Origin of the sequence: Streptomyces durmitorensis (assembly GCF_023498005.1) — a bacterium.
Classification (GTDB): Bacteria; Actinomycetota; Actinomycetes; order Streptomycetales; family Streptomycetaceae; genus Streptomyces; species Streptomyces durmitorensis.
This window is the reverse complement of the sequence record NZ_CP097289.1, coordinates 184,828-210,601: the sequence shown is the minus strand read 5'-3', so window position 1 is coordinate 210,601 and position 25,774 is coordinate 184,828. Positions and strand designations below refer to the sequence as shown.

The following is a 25,774-nucleotide window of genomic DNA, read 5'->3' as shown; positions in this document are numbered from 1 at the left end:
ATGAAGCGGAACGTCCGTGGGGCCAACTGCCGCTCTCGCCAGCAGGGTTGTAAACGGTGTTGTGGCGGTGTCCGCGGTCCGTGCGGTTGTCCCGTGGACGGGACAACCGCACGGACCGCTGGATGGACCCTGCGGACCGCGCCGTCCTCACACGCTCCCGCGCCTCATTCCCGCAGTTCGAGCGTGCAGCACTTGACGCTGCCCCCGGCCTTCAGCAACTCGGCAAGGTCGGCGCCGAGAGGGTGGTAGCCGCGCTCGCGCAACCGCTCCGCGAGGCCGACGGCCGCACGGGGCAGGACGACGTTGCGGCCGTCCGACAGCGCGTTGAGGCCGAACACGGCGGCGTCGGCCTCATCGGCGAGGACAGCGTCCGGGAACCGCTCGGCCAGCACCGCCTGGCTCTGCGGGGAGAACGCACCCGGGTAGTACATGATCTCCGCGTCCCCGAGCACCGCCAGGGCCGTGTCGAGGTGGTAGAAGCGCGGATCGACGAGGGTCAGGCTGATCACCGGGCGCCCGAAGAACTCGCGCACCTCGTCGTGGGATCGCGGTTCGGAGCGGAAGCCGGTGCCGGCCAGGATCTCCCTGCCGGTGAAGAGGAAGTCGCCCTCGCCCTCGTTGACGTACTCGGCCTGCCGGACCTCGGACCAGCCGCCGCGGCCGAACCACTCCAGGTACGCTGCGGACTCGTCCCTGCGCTGGGTGTGCCGGAAGCGCGCGACGAGCACCTTGCGGTCCACGACCAGGGCGCCGTTCGCGGCGAAGACCATGTCGGGAAGACCCGGTACGGGCTCGATGAGCCGTACGTCGTGGCCCAGGTCGGCGAAGGTGTCGCACAGCCACTTCCACTGGGACAGCCCGGTCTGTATCGAGGTGGGCCGGGCCGGATCCATCCATGGATTGATCGAGTACGTGACGTCGAAGTACGTGGGACGGCACATCAGATATTGCCTGGGCGACGCCATTCGCTGTTCGTGCGGCACCTTCATTCCCTTCTGCAGGTGAAACTTCGAAATTTCCGGAGCAGTTCCCGGATGAAAAGGAATAACGTGGCGCGGGGAAAGTCAATGCGACTGCGCACAGTGCTGCGTTGTCCTGTCGGCGGGACAACGGCGCCCGGACTGGGGCTGTACGGCCATCTCTTGCCCTGCCTTTCCCCGGCCATTTACGTTGACCTGGCGATGTCCCCCCTCCGTGCACTGTCGGCGAACACTTCCGCTCAACGGACTTGTCTCGCCAGCGGGACAGTGGAAAGGAAAAGGCTGGCCATGGAGTCAGAAGCGCAAGCCGTGCCTTCGAGTTCACCCGAGTCGCTCGTGCGGGAGGTCTCGGCGCTGTGGGGGGAATACCTCGACTCCCTAGAAGTCGGGGCGGACGACGACTTCTTCGCCCTCGGCGGCAATTCACTGATCGGCATCAAGATCATCGACCGAGTGGCCCAGGACTACGACGTCGCGCTGTCCGTACGCGACTTCTACCTGGCGCAGACACCGGCCCGGGTCGCCGCACTGATCGAGCAGGGGAGGGCACAGACGTGAGGCTGACGCCGGGGCCCGCACGCGACGTCGACCTCGACCGCGTCGACCTGTTCGACCTGGACCTCTACACCTCGGGCGATCCCCACCCGATCTGGGACGTGATGCGGGCGAAGGCACCCCTGCACCGCCAAGTCCTGCCGGACGGCCGGGAGTTCTGGTCGGTGACCCGCTACGACGACGTCTGCCGGGTGCTCGGCGACCATCGGGAGTTCACGTCGGAACGCGGCACGGTGGTGACCCATCTCGGGGTGGACGACGTCGCGGCGGGCAAGCTGATGACGTCCACCGACCCGCCACGGCACACCCAGGTCCGCAGAGCGATCGGCGCCAAGCTCACCGCGCGGGCGGTGGCCTCCTGGGAGGACAGGATCCGGCAGACGATCGTGCGCTTTCTCCAGCCGGCGCTCGAAGGCGGCACCTTCGACCTGGCCGAGCAGGCGCTGCGACTGCCGGCGATGGTCACGGGCCCGCTCCTCGGGATCCCGGAGCGGGACTGGGACGAGCTCGTACAGCTGACCGCCATGGTGACGGCGCCTTCGGACCCGCACTTCCAGCACGGCAGCGAAGCCGCGACGCTGGCCATCTCCCACCACGAACTCGTCACCTACGTCACCGAGTGGGTCAAACGGCGGCGGGCGACCGGAGACGAGGACGGGAGTCTGCTCGACCAGCTCATGAGCGTCCGCGCTGGAGACATGCCACTGACCGACGAGGAGATCGCCCTCGACGGCTACAGCATCCTTCTGGGCGCCAACGTGACGACGCCGCACACCGTCTCGGGCACGGTGCACGCGCTCATCGAGCGGCCCGAGCAGTTCGCGAAGGCGCAGGCCGACCCGTCGCTGGTCCCGAACCTGGCCGAGGAAGGGCTGCGCTGGACGTCGGCCGCCTGTAACTTCATGCGGTACGCGGTGAGCGACACCCAGGTCGGCGGGGGCACCATCCCGGCCCGTGCGGCCGTCGTCGCGTGGATCGGATCGGCCAACCGGGACGCCTCCCAGTTCACCGATCCGCACGAGTTCGACATCACGCGGAGCAACGCCAAGCGCCAGGTCGCGTTCGGGTTCGGGCCGCACTTCTGCATCGGGGCACCGCTGGCCCGGTTGACGCTGCGCATCTTCTTCGAGGAACTGCTCCAGCGGTTCGGATCGATCGCCCTCGACGGCGAGCCGCAGCATCTGCGGTCGTACTTCATCGCCGGGATGACCCACCTCCCCATCGTCGCCAAGAAACGAATGACGCCATGACATCCGGCTCCACCACCGCCACGTCACCGTGGTTCGTCCGGCCGCCGTCCACCGACCATCCCGCCCGGATCTTCTGCTTCCCCTATGCGGGGTCCGGGGCATCGGCCTTCAGCGCCTGGCCGGCCGAGATCGACGACGTCGAGGTCTGCCCGGTGCAGTTCCCCGGCCGCGAGAACCGGCTGGCCGAACCCCACTACGACACCTACGAGAACCTCGCCGCCAGCCTGACCGGACCGTTGGCTCCCCGACTCGACCGGCCGTTCGCGTTCTTCGGGCACTGCGCGGGTGCGCTGCCCGCCTTCGAGACCGTGGTCCGGCTCGCCGCACTGGGCCTGCCCCTTCCGGCTTGTCTCTTCGTGTCGGGCCAGCCGGCACCGCACGACGCCGCGAGCGACCGGATGCTCACCATGACCGAGGACGACCTGCGCGCCGAGCTCGAATCGGTCATCCGCGGACGTGGGATCGAGCCGCGGCCCGACATGGTCGATCTGGGCATGGTGGTACTGCTCCGCGATCTGGCCGCCGCGCGCGAGTACCGGCGGGCGGAGCCGGTCAAGGTGCCCTGCCCCATCGTCGTACTGCACTGGCGGGACGACCCCGACGTGAGCATCGACCAGCTCGCGGGATGGCGTCGGTACGCGGACTCGGTCGACACGCACGTCGTCGACGGCAGTCACCACGACTTCATGAACGCACCCGACGAGCTGCGGAAGTTGCTGACCTCTTGGCGATGAAGGCAGCGCGGCCCATGAGCGCCGCACGCCGAGGCAACCGGAAGGAACGCGCATGAGTGGCACAGCCACCGATATTGCGGTCATCGGCATGTCGTGCCGCTTCCCGGGCGTGCACGACCCGGAGGAGTTCTGGCGTCTGCTGTCCGACGGGAAGTCGACCGTCGGAACGTTCCCCGAGCACCGGGTGGTCACCCCGACGCACCCGTCCCACCCCGACGCCGCCACCGTGAACGCGGGTTCGTTCCTGGACGCCATCGCCGGGTTCGACGCGGAGTTCTTCGGAACGGATCCGGCGGAGGCGGCCGCCATGGACCCCGTACAGAGACTGGGGCTCGAACTCTCCTGGGAGGCCGTCGAAGACGCCCGGGTCGCGGCGGGCGCGCTCGCCGGCCGCGAGGTCGATGTCCTCGTCGGTGCCGCGTCCTCCGGGTATGACGTGCTGCGCACGTTGTCCGGCAGTGACCGGGACGACCACTATGCCGCGCTCGGTTCGAGCGGCGCACTGATCGCCAACCGGATATCGAGCCTGTTCGACGTCCGCGGCATGAGTTTCTGCGCGGATTCGGGCCAGTCCTCTTCCCTCGTGGCGCTGGCGCTGGCGTGTGAACGCATCCGCAGCGGCGCGGTCGACATGGCGATCGCAGGCGGCGTGAACCTGATCGTCGACCCGGAAGCGGGACTCGGCATGGCGAATTTGGGTGCCCTGTCGCCCGACGGCCGTTGCTTCACCTTCGACGAACGGGCCAGCGGTTTCGTCCGGGGAGAGGGCGGGGGCTTCGTCCTGCTGAAGCGGCTTGACCTCGCCGTCGCCGACCGTGACCACATCTACGCGGTGGTCCGCGGCTGGAGCGTCGGCAGCGGTGGCGCGACCTCCCGCATGCCGGACCCCAGCCCAGGCGCGCAGACGGCGACCACACTGTCCGCTCTGCGACGCGCGGGTGTTCCGTTCGACGAAATCGACTACGTCGAGGCCCACGGCACCGGTACCCGACTGGGCGATCCCGCCGAGATATCCGCTCTGCGCGAGGTGTTCAGGGAAACCGGCCGCAGCCGCCCCCTGGTGATCGGTTCGGTGAAGACGAACGTCGGGCACCTGGAGCCGGCCGCGGGAATCGTCGGCTTCATCAAGGCGGTGCTCTGCATGGAGCGCGCCCAGCTGGTTCCGAGCCTGAACTTCCGGGCCCCGAACCCCGCCATCGCCGACTTTCAGGAGGACTTCGAAGTCCTCCGCACCGCCCGGCCCTGGCCGAGCGTGCCGGACCGGCCGCGACGGGCAGGGGTGTCGTCCTTCGGAATGGGCGGCACGAACGCGCACGTGATCCTGGAGCAGGCGCCCGAAGAGCAGACAGGGCCCCGTGCCGCGGGTGAGGGATTGGCCTCCGCGGGCGCATTCGGAGTGGTGCCATGGGTGCTGTCGGCGCGGTCGGAGCCGGCCTTGCGGGAGCAGGCGACGCGGTTGCGGGAACTCGTGGCCGCGGACACCTCTCTCCCGGCGGTCGACGTGGGGCATTCGCTGGTGTCGACGCGGTCCCTGTTCGAGCACCGGGCGGTGGTCCTTGCCAGTGGCCGTGAGGATTCGCTGGCCGGCCTGGACGTGGTCGCGGCGGGCGGAAGCTCGGCCCGGGTGGTTCGGGGGACAGCCGCGCGGCAGGCGGGCCCCGTCGTCTTCGTGTTCCCCGGCCAGGGGTCGCAGTGGACGGGAATGGGAAAGCGGCTGTACGCGGAGTCGGACGTTTTCGCGCGCGGGATCGATGAGTGCGCGCGTGCGCTGGCCCCGTGGGTGGACTGGTCACTCGTGGACGTGGTGACCGGCGTGGAGTCGGCGCCGTCGCTGGCGCGGGGCGACGACGTGGTGCAGCCCGCGTTGTTCGCGATGATGGTGTCCCTTGCGCGGGTGTGGCGGTCGCTGGGAGTGGTCCCCGACGTGGTGGTGGGGCACTCGCAGGGAGAGATCGCAGCGGCCTGCGTGGCGGGCGCGCTCCCGCTGGAGGAAGCGGCGCGGATCGTCGCCCTGCGCAGTCGTGCATTGACCGACCTGGCCGGCCTGGGCGGGTTGAACGCCGTGTCCGCACCCCTCGCATGGGTTGAGGACCGGTTGCGGCAATGGTCCGGGCGGCTCTGCGTGGGCGCGGTCAACGGACCGGGCTCCGTGGTGATCTCCGGAGATCTTGAGGCACTGGAGCAGTTCGCCGCGATGGCGGCCGCGGACGGTGTCCGGGTGCGCCGGGTCAGAATCGAGTACGCGTCACACTCCCACCAGGTCGAACGCATCCGGGATCGTGTGCTTGAGGCCGCCGCGGGTCTTTCCCCGAAGGGGTCGGCGGTGGAGTTCCACTCCACGGTCACCGGCGGGTTGCTCGACACGCGCAGGCTCGACGGCTCGTACTGGTACGACAACCTGCGCTCGCCGGTGCGCTTCGGCGAGGTGGTCGAACACCTGATGCGTGACCGCGGCGGGGTGTTCGTGGAAGTCAGCCCGCATCCGGTGCTCACGGTGGCGATGGAGGAGACCGCCGATGCGCTGGCTGCCTCGCCGCTGGTGACGGGCACCCTGCACAAGGACGACGGGAGTGCGAGCAAGCTCGTCACCTCGCTGGCCGAGCTGCACGTACAGGGTGTGCCGGTGAACTGGGACGCGGTGTTCGCGGACGCGGACCCGCCGCGCCGGATCGGCTTGCCGACCTACGCGTTCCAGCGCAGGCAGTACTGGCTGACGGCGCCCGATGACACGGACAGGCTTGCCATGGCCGGGAGCTCGGACATCACCGAGCGCTCGGCCGTCACGAACACGGGCTCCTTCGCGCACGCGAGCGGAACGGCCCTGCACCGGCCCGGCGCTGCCGATACCAGGGCGGCGCACCTGAGTTCGGAACCATCGGTCCTGAGCCTGGTGTGCGCCGAAACAGCAGCGGTGCTGAGCAGGCAGGACGCGGATCTGACGGGCGCCGATCTCGCGGCGAGGTCGACCGAGACCTTCAAGGATCTGGGCTTCGACTCCTCGATGGCAGTGCGGCTCCGCAACCGGCTTGCCGCGGCCGCCGGTGTGCGACTCCCGGCCACCGTCGCGTTCTCGTACCCCACCCCGCGATCGCTCGGCAGCCACATCTTTTCCCTCATCGAGCCGGCGGCGTCCGACGTCCCGGCAACGGTGGAGGAACGGGAACGGGAACGGGAACCGGAATCGGAATCGGTGGAGGACGCGGGACCGGAAAGCCGGAGCGATGACGATTTGTACGAATTGATCGACCGCGGATACGTGTAACACCACCTGTCCGTCCGAGCAACAACTCTTGGGGGAGGCTTCGGTGAACGACGTCGACAAGCTCCGGTCCTACTTGCGACGCGCCGTCGACGACGCGCAGGCGCTGCGCGAGCGGGTCAGCGAGCTGGAGGAGTCCGCTCGCGAGCCCATCGCGATCGTGGGCATGGCCTGCCGCTATCCAGGAGGCGTCCGCGCCCCTGAGGACCTGTGGCGCCTCGTCAGCGAAGGCGTCGACGCCATCACCGACTTCCCCGCCGACCGGGGCTGGGACACCGAGAAGCTCCTCGACTCCGACCCGGACCGACCCGGTGCGTCCTACGTCGCCAAGGGCGGATTCCTCTCAGACGCGGCCGAGTTCGACTCCGCGTTCTTCGGGATCAGTCCGCGTGAGGCGACGGCGATGGACCCGCAGCAGCGGCTGCTCCTTGAGACCGCCTGGGAGGCGTTCGAGCGGGCGGGCATCGACGCGACCGCGCTGAGCGGCAGCCAGACCGGTGTGTTCGTCGGCGCCATGACCCAGGAGTACGGTCCTCAACTGCACGACGGTGCGGCCGGGTTCGACGGGTACCTGCTGACCGGCAACACCGCCAGCGTCGCCTCCGGCCGCCTCGCCTACACCTTCGGCTTCGAGGGCCCGGCGGTGACGGTCGACACCGCATGCTCCTCCTCGCTGGTCTCGATGCACCTGGCGGCCCAGGCACTGCGCAACGGCGAGTGCTCGCTGGCCCTGGCGGGCGGTGTCGCTGTCATGGCGACGCCAGGCATGTTCGTGGAGTTCAGCCGACAGCGCGGTCTTGCTGCGGACGGGCGGTGCAAGGCGTTCGCCGAGGCGGCGGACGGCACGGCCTGGGCGGAGGGTGTGGGTCTGCTGCTGCTGGAACGCCTCTCGGATGCACGGAGGCATGGTCACCAGGTGCTGGCGGTCGTGCGTGGTTCGGCCGTCAACCAGGACGGCGCGAGCAACGGCCTGACGGCACCCAACGGCCTCTCCCAGGAACGCGTGATACGCCAGGCCCTTGCCGGCGCGGGGCTGTCGTCGCAGGACGTCGACGTTGTCGAGGCACATGGCACGGGTACGACGCTGGGTGACCCGATCGAGGCAGAGGCGCTGCTTGCCACCTATGGTCAGGACCGGCCGGAGGACCGGCCGTTGTGGCTGGGTTCGCTGAAGTCGAACGTCGGTCACGCCCAGGCCGCGGCGGGCGTGGGTGGCGTGATCAAGATGGTGATGGCCCTGCAGCACGGGGTGCTGCCGAAGACGCTGCATGTGGACGAGCCGACTCCCCACGTCGACTGGGCCGGGGGCGCGGTGGAGTTGCTGACGGAGGAGCGGCCCTGGCCGGACGCGGGTCGTCCGCGTCGCGCCGGTATCTCGTCGTTCGGTGTCAGTGGCACCAATGCCCATCTCATCGTCGAGCAGGCTCCGGAGGATGGGGACGTCGTCGGTGAGGGTGTGCCGGGGCCGGTGGTGGTGACGGATGGGACGTTGCCGTGGGTGATGTCGGCGAAGTCGGAGGCGGCGCTGAAGGATCAGGCGCGGCAGTTGCTGGATCACCTGGACCGTCATCCGCAGGTGATGCCTGCTGAGGTTGGTCATGCGTTGGCCGCGGGGCGTTCTGTGTTCGATCATCGGGCGGTGGTGGTCGGCCGTGAACTGGCTGACTTCAGGGGCGGTTTGGCGGCGTTGGCCGCGGGTGAGCCTTCTCCGCGTGTGCTGGCCGGTACGGCGGCTGCTCGGTCTGGGAAGACGGTGTTTGTGTTTCCGGGGCAGGGTTCGCAGTGGGTTGGCATGGGTGTGGAGTTGATGCGTACTTCACCGGTGTTTGCCGAGCATTTGACGGCGTGTGCGGAGGCGCTTGAGCTGTTCACGGGCTGGAGTCTTATCGATGTCCTGACTCAGGTGCCTGGTGCTCCGGGTCTGGATCGGGTGGATGTGGTTCAGCCTGCGTTGTGGGCGGTGATGGTTTCTCTGGCTCGGTTGTGGGAGCACCTGGGTGTGGTTCCGGATGCGGTGGTGGGTCACTCGCAGGGTGAGATTGCGGCTGCTCATGTTGCTGGTGTGCTGTCGTTGGAGGACTCGGCGCGGATTGTGGCGTTGCGTTCGCAGGCCATTACGGGCATTGCGGGTCGGGGCGGGATGGTCTCAGTGCCTCTGTCCGCGGCTGAGGTCTTGGAGTTGATTGCCCGGTGGGATCGGCGGGTGGTGGTGGCTGCGGTGAACGGGCCGTCGGCCACGGTGGTGGCTGGTGATGCCGACGCGCTGAGCGAGCTGCTGGCCCACTGTGAGAGCGAGGGCATCAGGGCCCGGAAGATTCCGGTGGACTACGCCTCGCACTCCTCGCATGTGGAGGCGTTGCGGGACCAGTTGTTGGAGGTGTTGGAGCCTGTTGAGCCGCGGGAGTCCGCGGTGGCGTTCTATTCGACGGTGGCTGGTCATGTCGGTGGCGCGATGGCGGATACGACGGTGATGAACGCCCAGTACTGGTACGACAACCTGGCCTCCACCGTCGACTTCCAGGCAGCCACCCACACCCTCCTCGATGACGGGCACACCCTGTTCATCGAGGCCAGCCCCCACCCCGTCCTCACCCACCCCCTGCAGGAGAGCACCGAGGAATACGCGAGCCGAGGAGAGGTCGCCCTCACCGGCACCCTGCGCCGCGACGACGACACCTGGCAGCGCGTGCTGACCTCCCTCGCCGTCGCCCACACGCACACCCACGCCACCGCCGACTGGGCGGGTTTCTACCCCGCCACCCGGCCGACCCACCTCGACCTGCCCACCTACCCCTTCCAACACCAGCGTTACTGGATGGAGGCGTCCGGGGGCACGGGCGACGCCGCCGCGACGGGACAGGCGGCGGTCGAACACCCGCTGCTCGGTGCGGCGGTGGAGCTGGCGGGGACGGATGTCACCGTGCTGACCGGCCGGTTGTCGTTGCAGACGCATGGCTGGCTGGTCGACCACGCGGTCTCCGACACCGTCCTGCTGCCCGGAACGGCCTTCGTCGAGATGGCACTCCGCGCGGGTGACGAGGTGGGAGCTGACCACCTCGAGGAACTCACCTTGCAGGCACCGCTCGTTCTCTCCGCGACCGGCGGTGTCCAGTTGCGGGTGGAGGTGGGTGAGGCGGACGATGCGGGACGGCGATCCGTGAACGTTCACTCCCGACCTGACGGCGAGGGGACGAGTGTGCCCTGGACCTGCCATGCCACGGGCGTACTCGCCTCGGGCGGTCCGGTGCAGTCCTCGTGGGATCCCCAGGTGTGGCCGCCGGCCGGGGCGGTGCCGGTGGAAACCGATGAGCTGTACCCGTCGCTGGCCGCCCTCGGCTATCGATACGGCCCCGACTTCCAGGGGGTGCGGGCGATGTGGAAGCGGGGAGAGGAGGTGTACGCCGAGGTGGTGCTGCCGGAGGAGCGGCACGCCGAGGCGACCGCCTTCGGCATCCACCCCGCGCTGCTGGACGCGGCCCTGCACTCCGGGCTCATGCCGAACGAGTCGGGGACCGCGCAGGAAGCGGGGGCGCCGAGGCTGCCGTTCGTGTGGTCCGATGTGCGGCTGCACGCGACCGGCGCCACGAACGTGCGGGTGCGGCTGAGCCCGGCGGGCCACGACGCCCTGGTGGTGGAAGTCGCCGACACTGAGGGCGCGCTGGTCGCGTCGGTCGGTTCGCTTGCGCTGCGTCCCGTTGATCCCGGGAAGCTGGGCGGGGCAAGGGACGGGCGCCACGACGCGTTGTTCCGCATGGAATGGGTGCCCCGGCCGGTGGCGGATGTCGACGGGACCTCGGTCGGTCCGTGGGCGCTGGTGGGCGACGACGTACTCGGCCTGGGCACCGTTGTGGACGGTGCAGGGGTGCGGCGGTACGCGGACCTGTCCGTACTCAGTGGCGAGTTCACGGAGCTGGCCACCACCGTCTCTGCTTCCCGACCCGAACTCGTCCTGGCCTGCCATCTGCCCCGCCCAGAAGTCGCCTCTGGCGCAGACACCACCGCAGACACCACCTCTGCCGCAGACGTCATCTCTGCCGCGGGTGCTACCCCCGGCGATCCCGCCGCCGTCCGCGCCCAGTTGCTCAAGGCCCTGTCCCTGGTGCAGTCATGGCTGGCCGACGAGCGGTTCGCCGACACACGGCTGGTCGTGGTCACCCGCGGTGCGGTGGTGGTCGGCCACGCGGAGCAGCCGGATCTTGCCTCAGCGCCGGTGTGGGGTCTGCTGCGCACAGCACAGACGGAGAACCCGGACCGTTTTGTTCTCGTCGACGTCGATGAGGACGAGCGTTCCCTGCACGCACTGCCTGCCGCGCTCGCCTGCGGGGAGCCTCAGCTGGCGGTGCGCGGGGGAGAGGTCCTGGTGCCCCGGCTGGTCCGGGCAGCGGCCGATGGCGCGCTGACACCCTCGCGGGAGCAGCAGGCGCGGCGGCTTGAGGTGACCGGCCGCGGAACCATGCCACCGGTGTGGGATCCCGAAGGTACGGTGCTGCTCACCGGCGGCACCGGAACGCTGGGCGGACTCCTCGCCGGGCACCTGGTCACCGAGTACGGGCTGCGGCACCTGCTGCTGGTCAGCCGCCGCGGACCCGGTGCCGAGGGCGCCGGCGAGCTGGTGGACCGGCTGGCCGGGCTCGGGGCGACGGCCACGGTGGTGGCGTGTGACGTCTCCGACCCCGAGGCGCTGTCAGCTGTGCTGGAGGCGATACCGGTCGAGCACCCGCTGACCGCCGTCGTGCACACGGCAGGCGTACTGGACGACGGTCTGGTCTCCGCGCTGACGCCCGAGAGCCTTGACGCCGTGCTGCGGCCGAAGGCGGACGCGGCATGGCATCTGCACCAGCTCACCCAGGACCGGGATCTGGCGGCGTTCGTCCTGTTCTCCTCGGTGATGGGCGCGCTCGGCGGTGCGGGGCAGGGCAACTACGCGGCGGCGAACGTCTACCTCGACGCGCTGGCCGCGCACCGCCGGGCCCAGGGACTTCCGGCCACGTCGCTGGCCTGGGGTCTGTGGGACCAGCGCAGTGACATGACGGGGGACCTGGACCAGGCGGATCTGGCCCGGATGGCCAGGGTCGGCCTGACGCCCTTGCGGGCACAGGAAGGGCTCGCCCTGTTCGACGCGGCCCTCACCCTCCACGAGCCGATGCTCGTACCCGCGCGGCTGGACACCGCGCGGCTCGCCCAGGGCGGGAACGGGGCGCTGCCCGCGGTGCTCGGCGCCCTGGTGCGTCCCCGTGCCGCCCGGCGCACCGCCGCGACCGGTTCGACGGGCGGTGCCAGGGGTGGGCAGCGGTTCGCCGGGATGTCCGCGGCCGAGGCCGAGCGCGAGTTGATGGAGGTGGTGCGTGCCCACGCCGCGACCGTGCTGGGGCACGATTCACCGGAGGCTGTCCGGCCGGACAGCAAGTTCAAGCAACTCGGCTTCGACTCACTGTCCTCGGTCGAGCTTCGTAACCAGCTCAACACCGCCACCGGTCTGCGCCTGTCACCGACGGCCGTCTTCGACTACCCGACGCCGGCTGCGATGGCCCGTTATCTGCGCGGTGCTTTGTTCGGGGAGTCGGTCTCCGGGGCCGAACCCGTGGGTGTGGCGGCCGTGTTGGACGAGCCGGTGGCTGTGGTGGGTATCGGTTGCAGGCTTCCCGGGGGTGTGGGGTCGCCGGAGGAGCTGTGGGACCTGGTCACGTCTGGCAGTGAGGCGTTCTCGGGGTTGCCGACTGATCGTGGTTGGGATGTCGAGGGGTTGTATGACCCCGATCCGGACCGGTCGGGCAAGAGCTATGTCCGCGAGGCGGGCTTCCTCTCCGACCCGGCTGCCTTCGACGCCTCCTTCTTCGAGATCGGCCCCCGTGAGGCGACGGCGATGGACCCGCAGCAGCGGCTGCTCCTTGAGACCGCCTGGGAGGCGATCGAGCGCGCCGGCATCGACCCGACCACGCTGCGCGGCAGCCAGACCGGCGTCTTCGTCGGCGCCATGACCCAGGAGTACGGCCCGCTGCTCCATGAGGCCGCGGAGGGAATGGACGGCCTGCTGCTGACCGGCAAGATAGCCAGTGTGATCTCTGGTCGGCTGGCCTATTTCCTGGGTCTTGAGGGTCCGGCGATCACGGTTGACACGGCGTGTTCGTCGTCGTTGGTGGCGTTGCACCAGGCGTCGCAGGCGCTGCGTCAGGGGGAGTGCACTCTTGCGGTGGCCGCCGGTGTGTCAGTGATGACCACCCCGGGTTTGTTCACCGAGTTCAGCAGGCAGCGTGGGCTGGCGGCGGACGGGCGGATCAAGGCGTTCGCGGCTGCGGCTGACGGTACGAACTGGGGTGAGGGCGCTGGTGTGCTGATCCTGGAACGGCTCTTCGACGCGCGGCGCAACGGGCACCCTGTGCTCGCCGTCATCCGGGGCTCAGCGGTCAACCAGGACGGCGCGTCCAACGGCCTGACGGCGCCCAATGGGCCTTCGCAGGAGCGTGTCATCCGCCAGGCCCTGGTCAACGCCCGCCTCACTCCGGACGAGGTCGACGCGGTCGAGGGACACGGCACGGGTACGGCGCTGGGTGACCCGATCGAGGCGCAGGCGTTGATCGCCACCTACGGTCAGGACCGGCCCGCGGACCGGCCGCTGTGGCTGGGTTCGCTGAAGTCCAACATCGGCCACACCATGGCGGCCTCCGGCGCAGCCGGCGTGATCAAGATGGTGATGTCCCTACGCAACGGGGTGCTGCCGAAGACGCTGCATGTGGACGAGCCGACCCCGCACGTCGACTGGACTGCGGGCGCGGTGGAATTGCTGACGGAGGAGCGGTCCTGGCCGGACGCGGGACGTCCGCGCCGCGCAGGCATCTCGTCGTTCGGCATCAGCGGCACCAACGCACACCTGGTGCTGGAGCAGGCCCCGGAAGGTGAGGACACGGCCGACGAGGATGTGCCGGGGCCGGTGGTGACAACGGATGGGCCGATGCCGTGGGTGGTGTCCGGCAAGAGCGCGGCGGCACTGGCGGTGCAGGCGGGGCGGTTGCGAGATTTCATTGCCGCGGATGCCGAAGTGCCGGTGGCCGACGTGGGGTTGTCGCTGGCGGTGTCGCGATCGGCGTTCGATCATCGGGCGGTGGTGGTCGGCCGTGAACTGGCTGACTACCGGGGCGCTTTAGCGGCGTTGGCCGCGGGTGAGCCCTCCCCGCATGTGGTTACGGGCGCCGTGGCTGCTCAGTCCGGGAAGACGGTGTTCGTGTTTCCTGGGCAGGGTTCGCAGTGGGTCGGCATGGGTGTGGAGTTGATGCGTACTTCACCGGTCTTTGCCGAGCATTTGACGGCGTGTGCGGAGGCGCTTGAGCCGTTCACCGGCTGGAGTCTCATCGATGTCCTCAATGAGGAACCCGCTGCCCCCGGTCTGGACCGGGTGGATGTGGTCCAGCCTGCGTTGTGGGCGGTGATGATTTCTCTGGCCCGGCTGTGGGAGCACCTGGGCGTGGTTCCGGATGCGGTGGTGGGCCATTCGCAGGGTGAGATTGCTGCTGCTCATGTTGCTGGTGTGTTGTCGTTGGAGGACTCGGCGCGGATTGTGGCGTTGCGTTCGCAGGCCATTACGGGCATTGCGGGGCGGGGCGGGATGGTCTCGGTGCCTCTGTCCGCGCCCGAGGTCTCGGAGTTGATTGCCCGGTGGGATCGGCGGGTGGTGGTGGCTGCGGTGAACGGGCCGTCGGCCACTGTGGTGGCCGGTGACGCCGACGCGCTGACCGAGCTGCTGGCCCACTGTGAGAGCGAGGGGATCAGGGCCCGGAAGATTCCGGTGGACTACGCCTCGCACTCCTCGCATGTGGAGGCGTTGCGGGACCAGTTGTTGGAGGTGCTGGCGCCTGTTGAGCCGCGGGAGTCCGCGGTGGCGTTCTATTCGACGGTGGCCGGTCATGTCGGTGGCGCGATGGCGGATACGACGGTGATGAATGCCCAGTACTGGTACGACAACCTGGCCTCCACCGTCGATTTCCAGGCAGCCACCCGCACCCTCCTCGATGACGGGCACACTCTGTTCATCGAGGCCAGCCCCCACCCGGTCCTCATCCACCCCCTGCAGGAGACCGCCGAAGAGCACACAGGCAGCGGCGAAGTCGCCCTGACCGGCACCCTGCGCCGCGACGAGGGTGGGCTGAAGCGATTCTGCGCCTCTTTGGGTGAGGCATGGGTCCGGGGGGTGAACGTTGACTGGCCGGCGGTGTTCGCGGGCCGGGGAGCGGGTGTCATCGACCTGCCGACGTACGCATTCCAACACCAGCGGTACTGGATGCAGACGTCCGGGAGCGCAAGCAACGTGATCGCAGGCGGACAGGACCAGACCGGACAGACGGCGGACGACTCGGCGGGTGGGGAGCGGTTCGCCGGGATGTCCGTGGCCGAGGCGGAGCGCGAGTTGGTGGGAGTGGTGCGTGCCCACGCCGCGACGGTGCTGGGGCACGATTCACCGGAAGTGGTCCAGCCGGACAGCAAGTTCAAGGACGTCGGCTTCCACTCGCTGGCCGCAGTGGAACTGAGCAACCGTCTCACCGCGGCCATTGGCCTGCGGGTGCCACCGACGGCGGTGTTTGACCACCCGACGCCGGCTGCGATGGCCCGGTATCTGCGCGGTGCTTTGTTCGGGGAGTCGGTCTCCGGGGCCGAACCCGTGGGTTTGGCAGCCGTGTTGGACGAGCCGGTGGCCGTTGTCGGTATCGGTTGCAGGCTTCCCGGGGATGTGGGGTCGCCGGAGGAGCTGTGGGACCTGGTCACGTCTGGCAGTGAGGCGTTCTCGGGGTTGCCGACGGATCGTGGTTGGGATGTCGAGGGGTTGTATGACCCCGATCCGGACCGGTCGGGCAAGAGCTATGTCCGCGAGGCGGGCTTCCTCTCCGACGCGGCCGAGTTCGACGCCGCCTTCTTCGGGATCAGTCCTCGCGAAGCCCTCGCCATGGATCCCCAGCAACGCCTTCTGCTGGAGACCGCCTGGGAGGCGTTCGAGCGGGCGGGCATCCGCCCGGAGTCGGTGCACGGCAGCCGCACAGGCGTCTTCGTCGGCGCCGTGGGACTGGAGTACGGCCCGCGGTTGCATGAGGCAGCGGACGGGATGGAAGGCCTGATGGTGACCGGCAAGATGACCAGTGTGATCTCTGGTCGGCTGGCCTATTTCCTGGGTCTTGAGGGTCCGGCGATCACGGTTGACACGGCGTGTTCGTCGTCGTTGGTGGCGTTGCACCAGGCGTCGCAGGCGCTGCGTCAGGGGGAGTGCACTCTTGCGGTGGCCGCCGGTGTGTCAGTGATCGCCACCCCGGGTTTGTTCACCGAGTTCAGCAGGCAGCGTGGGCTGGCGGCGGACGGGCGGATCAAAGCATTCGCGGCTGCGGCTGACGGCACGAACTGGGGTGAGGGCGCAGGTGTGCTGATCCTGGAACGGCTCTCCGACGCGCGGCGCAACGGGCACCCTGTGCTCGCCGTCATTCGGGGCTCAGCGGTCAACCAGGACGGCGCCAGTAATGGCCTCGCCGCCCCGAACGGGCCTTCGCAGGAGCGTGTCATCCGCCAGGCCCTGGCCAACTCCCGGGTCCAGGCCGACGAGATCGACGTGGTCGAGGCGCACGGGACCGGAACCACGCTCGGCGACCCGATCGAGGCGCAGGCGTTGATCGCCACCTACGGTCAGGACCGGCCCGCGGACCGGCCGCTGTGGCTGGGTTCGCTCAAGCCCAACATCGGCCATCTGGGAGCTGCGGCGGGCGTGAGCAGCGTAATCAAGATGGTGATGGCCCTACGCAACGGGGTGCTGCCGAAGACGCTGCATGTGGACGAGCCGACCCCGCATGTGGACTGGAGCGCGGGCGCGGTGGAGTTGCTGACGGAGGAGCGGTCCTGGCCGGACGCGGGTCGTCCGCGTCGCGCAGGGGTGTCTTCTTTCGGTGTCAGTGGGACCAACGTGCACCTGGTGTTGGAGCAGGCTCCAGAAGGTGGGGATACAGAGGTCGAAGATGTGCCGGGGCCGGTGGTGGTGACGGATGGGACGTTGCCGTGGGTGATGTCGGCGAAGTCGGAGGCAGCGCTGAAGGATCAGGCGCGGCAGTTGCTGGATCACCTGGATCTTCATCCGCAGGTGACGGCGGTTCAGGTCGGTCACGCGCTGGTGGCGGGGCGTTCTGTGTTCGATCATCGGGCGGTGGTGGTCGGCCGTGAACTGGCCGATTACCGGGGTGCTTTGGCGGCGTTGGCGGCGGGTGAGCCCTCCCCGCATGTGGTTACGGGCGCCGTGGCTGCTCAGTCCGGGAAGACGGTGTTCGTGTTTCCGGGGCAGGGTTCGCAGTGGGTTGGCATGGGTGTGGAGTTGATGGCCACCAGCCCTGTCTTCGCCGAGCATTTGACGGCGTGTGCGGCGGCTCTTGAGCCGTTCACCGGCTGGAGTCTCATCGATGTCCTCAATGAGGAACCCGCTGCCCCCGGTCTGGACCGGGTGGATGTGGTTCAGCCTGCGTTGTGGGCGGTGATGGTTTCTCTGGCCCGGCTGTGGGAGCACCTGGGCGTCACCCCGGATGCGGTGGTGGGTCATTCGCAGGGTGAGATTGCGGCTGCTCATGTTGCTGGTGTGTTGTCGTTGGAGGACTCGGCGCGGATTGTGGCGTTGCGTTCGCAGGCCATTACGGGCATTGCGGGTCGGGGCGGGATGGTCTCGGTGCCGCTTGCCGTGTCCGGTGTCTCGGAGTTGATTGCCCGGTGGGATCGGCGGGTGGTGGTGGCTGCGGTGAATGGGCCGTCGGCCACGGTGGTGGCTGGTGATGCCGACGCTCTGACCGAGTTGCTGGCCCACTGTGAGAGCGAGGGCATCAGGGCCCGGAAGATTCCGGTGGACTACGCCTCGCACTCCTCGCATGTGGAGGCGTTGCGGGACCAGTTGTTGGAGGTGTTGGAGCCTGTTGAGCCGCGGGAGTCCGCGGTGGCGTTCTATTCGACGGTGGCCGGTCATGTCGGTGGCGCGATGGCGGATACGACGGTGATGAATGCCCAGTACTGGTACGACAACCTGGCCTCCACCGTCGATTTCCAGGCAGCCACCCGCACCCTCCTTGATGACGGGCACACTCTGTTCATCGAGGCCAGCCCCCACCCCGTCCTCATCCACCCCCTGCAGGAGAGTGCCGAAGAGCACACAGGCAGCGGCGAAGTCGCCCTGACCGGCACCCTGCGCCGCGACGACGACACCTGGCAGCGGGTGCTGACCTCTCTCGCCGTCGCCCACACGCACACCCGCACCGCCGCCGACTGGGCGGGCTTCTACCCCGCCACCCGGCCCACCCACCTCGACCTGCCCACCTACCCCTTCCAACACCAGCACTACTGGCTCCTGGACACCACCACTGCCACCGACCCCCACACTCTCGGCCTACGGGCCACCGACCACGGTCTGCTCTCTGCCGCCGTCGCGCTCGCGGACGGCGACGGCCACGTGTTCACCGGAAGCCTGTCGCTGCGCAGCCACCCCTGGCTGGCCGACCATGCCGTTCACGACACGCCCCTCGTGCCCGGCACCGCGTTCGTCGAACTCGCCCTCCACGTCGGCCAGGCAACCGACACTCCCCACCTGGAAGACCTGGCCCTCGAAGCACCCCTGACGCTCACGGGCGTCGGCGGTTTTCACCTGCAGGTGCACGTGACGGCGCCCGACGCCGACGGCCGCCGGGCCCTCACCGTTCACTCCCGACCCGATGACGCCGCACCCGACCGGCCCTGGACCCGCCACGCCACCGGCACCCTCAGTCCTCAGCCGCCTGCCACACCGGACACGGCAGAGTGGGCGGAGTCGACGGCCTGGCCGCCGGCCGGGGCCACTCCCTTGCCCTCCGACACTCTCTACGACCTCATCGCCGGTTTCGGTTACCACTACGGCCCCACCTTCCAGGGCGTGACCGCTGCCTGGCGCCATGGCGACACCCTCTACGCCGAGGTGACCCTCCCCACTGACGACACCACAGACGCCGACCACTACGGCATCCATCCCGCCCTCTTCGACGCCGCTCTCCACCCGACGATCTTCGACCGTGCCGAGCAGGGCTCGGACGAGGTGCCGCTGTTGTTCGCCTGGTCGAACGTCCGGCTTCACGCCGTGGGGGCCCGGGCGCTGCGCGTCCAGATCACCACTTCTGAGGCGGGGGCGCTGCGCGTCAGGCTGGCCGACCCCGCCGGGCAGCCGGTCGCCGACGTGGAGTCGCTGTCCATGCGGTCGATCACCGCCGAGCAACTGGCGAAGGCGGTCGCGACGGGCGGGAGCGGGAACGACCTCCTGTTCCGCCTGGACTGGGCCGCCATGCCCGTCTCGGAGGGCTTCAGGGCCGACCGGGTGGCGTTCCTGGGCGCCGACGTTCCCGAGGGGCTGGCCACGTCGCTCCCCGACGGTGTTGTGGTCGAGCGTCATGCGGAGCTGGCGACGCTACTGGCTGACGACACCGCTGCCCTCCCAGATCTGGTCATCGCCACCGGCCTGCTGGGGCGTTCAGGCCCGGCCGAGGGCGTCCCCGGCGCCGCGCGCGAGGCCGTGCAGTACGCCTTGGGCACGATCCAGACGTGGCTGGCTGAGGAGCGTCTGTCCGGCAGCCGGCTGGTGTTCGTCACGAGGCGAGCCGTCGCGGTCCACGCCGAGACCGAGTCGCCCAGCCCCGCGGACGCCGCCGCGTGGGGGCTGATCCGTACGGCTCAGACCGAGAACCCGGGCCGTTTCACCGTGATCGATCTTGCGGACGAGAACACTGTCTCCGTCGAGTCGTTCCGTGCGGCCCTGGGAGGCGGCGAGCCGCAGGTGGCCATCCGTGACGGCGATCAGCAGACGCTGTACGTCCCCCGGCTCGTGCGGGAGATCCTCCCCGACGGCGACGGCGACGGCGACGGCGACGGCGACGGCGACGGCCACGGCCACGGCCACGGCGACAGCGACTACGCAGCCGTACCGGAGCCGACCGTAGGCGGCACAGTCCTGATCACCGGCGGCACGGGCACCCTCGGCTTGCTGTTCGCCCGCCGCTATGCCACGGCTGGGCAGGCGGCGCACCTGCTGCTGACCAGCCGACGCGGCCCGGAGGCTCCGGGCGCGACCGAACTCGCTGCCGAACTGCGAGAGTTGGGGGTCAAGGTCACCATCGCGGCTTGCGACACCGCCGACCGTGGCGCGCTCGCCGCACTCCTGGACGGCATCCCCGACGAACACCCCCTCACCGCCGTCGTGCACAGCGCCGGTGTCCTCGACGACGGCATCGTCACATCCTTGACGGCGGAGCGCGTCGACGGCGTGTTCCGCCCCAAGGTCGACGGCGCCTGGCACCTGCACGAACTCACCCGCGAGTTGGACCTCACTGAGTTCATCCTCTTTTCCTCCATGGCGGGGGTTCTGGGTACTCCGGGGCAGGGCAACTACGCCGCGGCGAACACCTTCCTCGACGCGCTGGCCCAGCGCCGTCGCGCCGAGGGCCTGCCCGCCACCTCGCTGGCCTGGGGCTTCTGGGAACAGCGGAGTGACATGACCAGCCACCTGGACGACGCGGACCTGGTCCGAGCGGCCCGCCTCGGGATCGAGCCCATCACGGCAGAGGAAGGGCTGGCGTTGTTCGATGCCGCCCGTGCCACGCGGAGCGCCTGCCTGGTCCCTGCCAAGATCGTTCCTGCCCTGCTCCGTCCGCACCTGAAGACCGGCACTGTTCCCGCCGTCCTTCAGGGCCTGGTGCGCGTTCCCGTCCGCAGGGCCACCGCCGCCACGGCGAGCAATGCCGCCGGCCTCCGCGATCGCCTGGCCCGCCTCTCGCCCGAAGATGCCGAGGACACCCTCGCGACCCTCGTCCGTACCGAGGTCGCCCTCGTCCTGGGCCATGCCACGCCCGACACCATCAACCTCACCCAGGCGTTCAAGGACCTCGGTTTCGACTCGCTGACCGCGGTCGAGTTCCGCAACCGGCTCAACGCCGCCACCGGCCTCCGCCTCCCCGCCAGCCTCGTCTTCGACCACCCGACCCCGCGCCGCCTGGTCGCCCACCTCCACGCCACTCTCGCCCCGACCGCCCACACGCCCACCGTCGCCACGGCCACAGTGGCCGCCGTCGCCACCGACGAGCCCATCGCCATCGTGGCCATCGGCTGCCGGTACCCGGGCGGCGTGCAATCCGCGGACGACCTGTGGTCCTTGGTGGCGAGCGAGTCGGATGCCGTCGCGGAGTTTCCGGCCACCCGTGGCTGGGACGTCGAGACGCTGTACGACCCCGATCCCGACCGGCCCGGCAAGACCTACGTCCGCGAGGGCGGTTTCCTCTACGACGCCGGCGCCTTCGATCCCGCATTCTTCGGAATCAGCCCCCGCGAAGCCCTCGCCATGGACCCCCAGCAACGCCTCCTGCTGGAGGTCGCCTGGGAAACCGTCGAACGGGCCGGGATCGACCCCACCTCCCTCCAGGCCACTCCCACCGGCGTCTTCACCGGCGTGATGTACGGCGACTACGGCAGCCGCCTCAGCTCCGTCCCCGAAGGCCTGGAGGGCTACCTGCTCAACGGCAGCGCGGGCAGCGTGGCCTCCGGCCGCGTCGCCTACACCTTCGGCTTCGAGGGTTCGGCGGTGTCGGTCGACACCGCCTGCTCCTCCTCACTGGTTGCCATCCACCTCGCCGCGCAGGCCCTGCGCAACGGCGAGTGCTCGCTGGCCCTGGCGGGCGGTGTCACCGTCATGGCAAAGCCTGATGTCTTCACCGAGTTCAGCAAGCAGCGCGGCCTGTCCGCCGATGGGCGGTGCAAGTCCTTCGCTGCTTCCGCCGACGGCGCGGGCTGGGCGGAGGGTGTGGGCCTGCTGCTGCTGGAACGCCTCTCGGACGCACGGAGGCATGGTCACCAGGTGCTGGCGGTCGTGCGTGGTTCGGCCGTCAACCAGGACGGCGCGAGCAACGGCCTGACGGCACCCAACGGGCCTTCGCAGGAGCGTGTGATCCGGCAGGCCCTGGCCAACGCCCGCCTCACGTCCGACGAGATCGACACGGTCGAGGCACATGGCACGGGTACGACGCTGGGCGACCCGATCGAGGCGCAGGCGCTCCTTGCCACCTATGGTCAGGACCGGCCGGAGGACCGGCCGTTGTGGCTGGGTTCGCTGAAGTCGAACATTGGCCACACCCAGGCCGCGGCGGGCGTGGGCGGCGTGATCAAGATGGTGATGGCCCTACGCAACGGGGTGCTGCCGAAGACGCTGCACGTGGACGAGCCGACCCCGCATGTGGACTGGAGCGCGGGAGCAGTCGAACTGCTGACGGAGGCACGGTCATGGCCGGAGACAGGCCGCCCGCGTCGTGCCGGCGTGTCGTCGTTCGGCGTCAGCGGCACCAATGCCCATCTCATCGTCGAGCAGGCTCCGGAGGATGGGGATACAGAGGTCGAAGATGTGCCGGGGCCGGTGGTGGTGACGGATGGGACGTTGCCGTGGGTGATGTCGGCGAAGTCGGAGGCCGCGCTGAAGGATCAGGCGCGGCAGTTGCTGGATCACCTGGATCGTCATCCGCAGGTGACGGCGGATCAGGTCGGTCACGCGCTGGTGGCGGGGCGTTCTGTGTTCGATCATCGGGCGGTGGTGGTCGGCCGTGAACTGGCCGATTACCGGGGTGCTTTGGCGGCGTTGGCTGCCGGTGAGCCTTCCTCTCGTGTGGTCACGGGCACGGTGGCTGCTCAGTCCGGGAAGACGGTGTTCGTGTTTCCCGGGCAGGGTTCGCAGTGGGTTGGCATGGGTGTGGAGTTGATGCGTACTTCACCGGTCTTCGCCGAGCATTTGACGGCATGCGCGGAGGCGCTTGAGCCGTTCACCGGCTGGAATCTCATCGATGTCCTCAATGAGGAACCCGCTGCCCCCGGTCTGGACCGGGTGGATGTGGTGCAGCCCGCGTTGTGGGCGGTGATGATTTCTCTGGCCCGGCTGTGGGAGCACCTTGGTGTCACTCCGGATGCGGTGGTGGGCCACTCCCAAGGGGAGATTGCGGCTGCTTATGTTGCCGGTGTGCTGTCGTTGGAGGACTCGGCCCGGATCGTGGCGTTGCGTTCGCAGGCCATCACGGGCATTGCCGGTCGGGGCGGGATGGTCTCAGTGCCGCTGTCCGCGCCCAACGTCTTGGAGCTGATTGCCCGGTGGGAGCAGCGGGTGGTGGTGGCTGCGGTGAACGGGCCGTCGGCCACCGTGGTAGCTGGTGATGCCGACGCGCTGACCGAGTTGCTGGCCCACTGTGAGAGCGAGGGCATCCGAGCTCGCCGTATCCCCGTCGACTACGCCTCCCACACCTCCCACGTTCACGCTCTCCACGCCCGGCTGCTGGAGGTGCTGGCTCCGGTGCGTGCGCAGGAGTCGACGGTGGCGTTCTATTCGACGGTGGCCGGTCATGTCGGTGGCGCGATGGCGGATACGACGGTGATGAACGCCCAGTACTGGTACGACAACCTGGCCTCCACCGTCGATTTCCAGGCAGCAACCCACACCCTCCTCGATGACGGGCACACCTTGTTCATCGAGGCCAGCCCCCACCCGGTCCTCATCCACCCCCTGCAGGAGACCGCCGAAGACCACACAGGCAGCGGCGAAGTCGCCCTGACCGGCACCCTGCGCCGCGACGACGACACCTGGCAGCGGGTGCTGACCTCCCTCGCCGTCGCCCACACGCACACCCGCACCACCGCCGACTGGGCTGGCTTCTACCCCGCCACCCGGCCCACCCACCTCGACCTGCCCACCTACCCCTTCCAACACCAGCACTACTGGCTCCTGGATGCCGAGAATGCCGACACCAGCCGTGCGACCGGTGCCTCCGCGGACCCGGTCGAGGACGAGTTCTGGGACGCGGTCGACCGGGAGGACCTGGACGCGCTGATCAGCACGCTGGGGCTGGGCGACGCGGAGGGGGAGCGCGACGGTGTGAGCACCGCCCTTCCCGCCGTGCTGTCCGCCATGGCGTCATGGCGACGACGCCGACAGGACCGGTCGGTACTGGAGAGCTGGCGCTACCGCGCCACATGGAAGCCGCTGCTCGGCATCGGGGCCGGGGCGACGCCGGGATTGGAGGGGGGCGCCTGGCTGGTGGCCGTCCCCGAGGAAGCCGCCCAGGACCCTGCGGTGGAGACGGTGCTCGACGCGCTGCGGCAACACCGCGCCCAGGTGATCCGATGGGACATCGCGTCGACCGACCTGCGGGACCGCACCGCGCTCGGCCGCCGACTCGCCGACACCCTCGCAGAGGAGGACGTACCGGGCGGCCTCTCCGGTGTCCTGTCGCTCGCCGCGCTTGTCGACGACGGCCTGGGCGCCGCGCACGAGCCGGTCTCCGGCGGCCTCGCGGGCACGGTTGCCCTGGTGCAGGCAATGGATGACGTGGGCGTCGAGGCCCGGCTGTGGTGCCTCACGCGCGAGGCGGTGTCCACGGGGAGCGCCGACATCGTCACCAACCCGCTGCAGGCCCAGATCTGGGGCCTGGGCCGGGTGGTGGCGCTGGAGCGACCGGAACGCTGGGGCGGGCTCGTGGACGTGCCCGCCCGGCTGGACGGGCGGACCGCGCAACTGCTGTGCGCGGTCATCCACGGCGTCGACACCGTGGACGGAGTCCATGGTGAGGACGAGGTGGCGGTGCGCCCTTCGGGAGCGTTCGGCCGACGGCTGGCGCGGGCACCGCTGGGTGATGCGCCGGCGGAGGACTGGCGCCCACAGGGCACCGTGCTGGTGACGGGCGGCGCGGGCGCGGTCGGATCGCACGTCTGCCGCTGGCTGGCCCGGGCCGGCGCGCCACACCTCCTGCTGGTCGGCAGGCGCGGCAAGGACACGCCCGGCATCGCGGAGTTGGAGGCGGAGCTGACGGAGTTGGGGTCGCGCGTGACGGTGGCCGCGGTGGATGTCACCGACCGGGATGGGCTGCGGAAGGTGCTGGCGTCGATTCCGGAGGAGCTCCCGCTGACCGCGGTGATCCACGGCGCCGCGGTGCTGGCGGACGGGCTGGTGGAGTCCCTCACGGCGGAGCAGCTGGAGCGGGTTCTCAGGCCCAAGGTGGCGGCCGCCACAGTGCTGCACGAACTCACCGCTGATCTGAAGTTGGACGCGTTCGTGCTGTTCTCCTCGGCCGTCGGCGGCGTCTGGGGCAGCGGCGGGCAGGGCGGGTACGCCGCGGCGAACGCCTTCCTCGACGCGCTGGCCCAGGTGCGGCGGGCGGCCGGGCTGCCCGCGACCTCCGTGGCCTGGGGGTCCTGGGGCGGCGGCGGAATGGTGACCGGCGAGGTGGAGGAACGACTGCGCCGGCAGGGGTTGCCGCCGATGGTTCCCGCGACGGCGATGGCGGCGCTGGCCGCCTCATTGGGCCGGGAGGAGACACAGGTGATGGTGGCCCAGGTCGAGTGGGCGGATTACGCGCCCGCCCTTGAGGCGATCCGTCCCAGCCGGCTCATCGCCGATCTCCCCGACGTCGCCGTACTCACCGCGGCGCACCCCGGCGATCAAGCGGGTGAGGAGTCGGAGGGTGACCTGATGGCCCGGCTGAAGGGGCTGCCGGACGGCAAGGTGGACGACGCCCTGCTGGAGATCGTCCGTGCGCACGCCGCGGCGGTCCTCGGCCTGAGCGGGCCCGATGCGATCGGTGCCGAGCGGGCATTCAGCCTGGTCGGTTTCGACTCGCTGACCTCAGTGGAGCTGCGGAACCGGCTGCGGCGCGTGACCGGTTTGCAGCTGCCGAGCACGCTCCTGTTCGACTATCCGACGCCGGTCGTCGCGGCGCGGTACCTGCGGGAGGAACTGTTCCCGGAGCGAACGGCCGACGGCGGCGACGCGGAGGCGGACGCTGCGAACACCCCGAACAACGCCAACAGCGCGAACGGCACGAACGGCGCGAACGGCGAGGGTCACGCACCTGAGAACGGCGACGGGCCGTCGCTGGACGAGATGGGTGTGGACGACCTGGTGCGCATGGCGATGAAGAACGACGTTCCCGACGAGATGCGGAGGTCATGATGGCC

At 69.6% G+C, this 25,774-nt stretch carries 6 protein-coding genes; 5 read left to right on the top strand and 1 reads right to left on the bottom strand.

The features are described from left to right. Positions 1–164 precede the first annotated feature (164 nt). On the bottom strand, positions 165–989 hold the full coding sequence (ddaH, locus tag M4V62_RS00725; protein WP_249585213.1) for a dimethylargininase: 825 nt from the start codon (positions 987–989) through the stop codon (positions 165–167). 279 nt (positions 990–1,268) lie between these two features. Between ddaH and M4V62_RS00720 the strand changes: the two genes are divergently transcribed. The 5 genes from M4V62_RS00720 to M4V62_RS43545 are packed head-to-tail and all read left to right on the top strand — an operon-like array spanning position 1,269 to position 25,769. After that, positions 1,269–1,538, top strand: coding sequence for a phosphopantetheine-binding protein (locus M4V62_RS00720; RefSeq protein WP_249585212.1), 270 nt, complete (start codon positions 1,269–1,271; stop codon positions 1,536–1,538). Then, positions 1,535–2,785, top strand: coding sequence for a cytochrome P450 (locus tag M4V62_RS00715; protein ID WP_249585211.1), 1,251 nt, complete (start codon positions 1,535–1,537; stop codon positions 2,783–2,785). The genes M4V62_RS00720 and M4V62_RS00715 overlap by 4 nt, the downstream gene beginning before the upstream one ends. Continuing rightward, the gene (locus M4V62_RS00710; protein ID WP_249585210.1) at positions 2,782–3,519 is read left to right on the top strand and encodes a thioesterase II family protein; all 738 of its coding nucleotides are present in this window, start codon (positions 2,782–2,784) and stop codon (positions 3,517–3,519) included. Before M4V62_RS00715 ends, M4V62_RS00710 begins: the two co-directional genes overlap by 4 nt. A gap of 52 nt (positions 3,520–3,571) precedes the next feature. Then, entirely contained in the window at positions 3,572–6,781 is a 3,210-nt protein-coding gene (locus M4V62_RS00705) for a type I polyketide synthase (protein ID WP_249585209.1), read from the top strand. 43 nt (positions 6,782–6,824) lie between these two features. Then, positions 6,825–25,769: a type I polyketide synthase gene (locus M4V62_RS43545; protein ID WP_283779059.1), complete on the top strand. Its 18,945-nt coding sequence runs from the start codon at positions 6,825–6,827 to the stop codon at positions 25,767–25,769. The last annotated feature ends 5 nt before the right edge of the window (positions 25,770–25,774 follow it).